The sequence below is a fragment of the Streptomyces echinoruber genome (genome assembly GCF_014651135.1).
In the GTDB taxonomy this organism is placed as follows: domain Bacteria; phylum Actinomycetota; class Actinomycetes; order Streptomycetales; family Streptomycetaceae; genus Streptomyces; species Streptomyces echinoruber.
The window spans coordinates 1-1,045 of record NZ_BMWH01000094.1; the positions used below are offsets into that span (position 1 = coordinate 1).

The following is a 1,045-nucleotide window of genomic DNA, read 5'->3' on the forward strand; positions in this document are numbered from 1 at the left end:
TCGCGCGAGTCGTCACGCGCCCGCTCAGCGTCTCTGACCTTGTCCGTGGCCGTCTGCTGCCTGCCTGCCGTCGTCATGCCTGCCACTCCGTACGCCGTCGGTCGTTCGTCCCTCATGCGGGGCGGGTACTTACGTTGTGTACTCCCAGCATCACCAGCGCGACGTACGCTCAACAGGTCGGAAGGCTTTCCAAACCACTTGGAAAGAATGGGAGTTGAACGGATGACCGAACCATCACCCGAACTGAACGGTGAGCCCGCGAATGGCCTTGAGTGGTTCGGGCGTGAGGTAGAGGCGGCCCTGGCCCACAAGGGAGCCACCCAGCGGGAGCTAGCCGACTTCACCGGCTACAAGGAGCCGTACGTATCCAAAGTCAAGAACGGCAAGGCACTGCCGTCGATGCACTTCGCCGAAGGGTGTGACCGGTTCTTCAACACGTCCGGCTACTTCGCTCGGTTGCTGGTCCGGGTGAGCGAGCGCGGGCACCCCGGTTGGTTCGTGCCGTACATCAACTTGGAGAGGCAAGCCAGCCGGGTTGAGGACTACTCCAACGCGCTGATCATGGGCATGTTGCAGACGTGGGAGTACGCGGAAGCCACGTTCCGGGCCACGCACCCGCGCGAGACTGACGACCAGATCAAGACCAGGGTTGAAGCCCGGTTGGCCCGTCGAGAGGTCATGGAGCGCGACGCCCCGCCCCTGCTGTGGGTGATCTTGCACGAGTCGACGCTGCGAACAGTGGTGGGCAGCCGGGCCGTCATGGCTGACCAGCTCCGCCACCTTGCCTCAGACGCAGGAAACCCCCACGTCACGCTTCAAGTTCTTCGCTTCAACGCGGGTGCCCCTGCGTCGTCCCTACCGTTTACCCTGCTTACACCAGACGACGGGGCAACAGTCCTGTACTCGGAGAGCAGGGGGCAGGGGCACGTGACGGACTCCGCTACGGCGGTAGACAACGCGCGCACGACGTATGAACGTCTGCGGGCTTCCGCTCGCGACCCCGAAGAGTCCTTGGCTCTGATTCGAGAAATCGCGGAGGAGTACG

The 1,045-nt window shown here is 63.5% G+C and carries 1 protein-coding gene; it reads left to right on the top strand.

The features are described from left to right. Positions 1–222: 222 nt before the first annotated feature. The coding region (locus IE225_RS32695; RefSeq protein ID WP_190061287.1) for a helix-turn-helix domain-containing protein at positions 223–1,045 on the top strand (823 nt) is incomplete at its 3' end.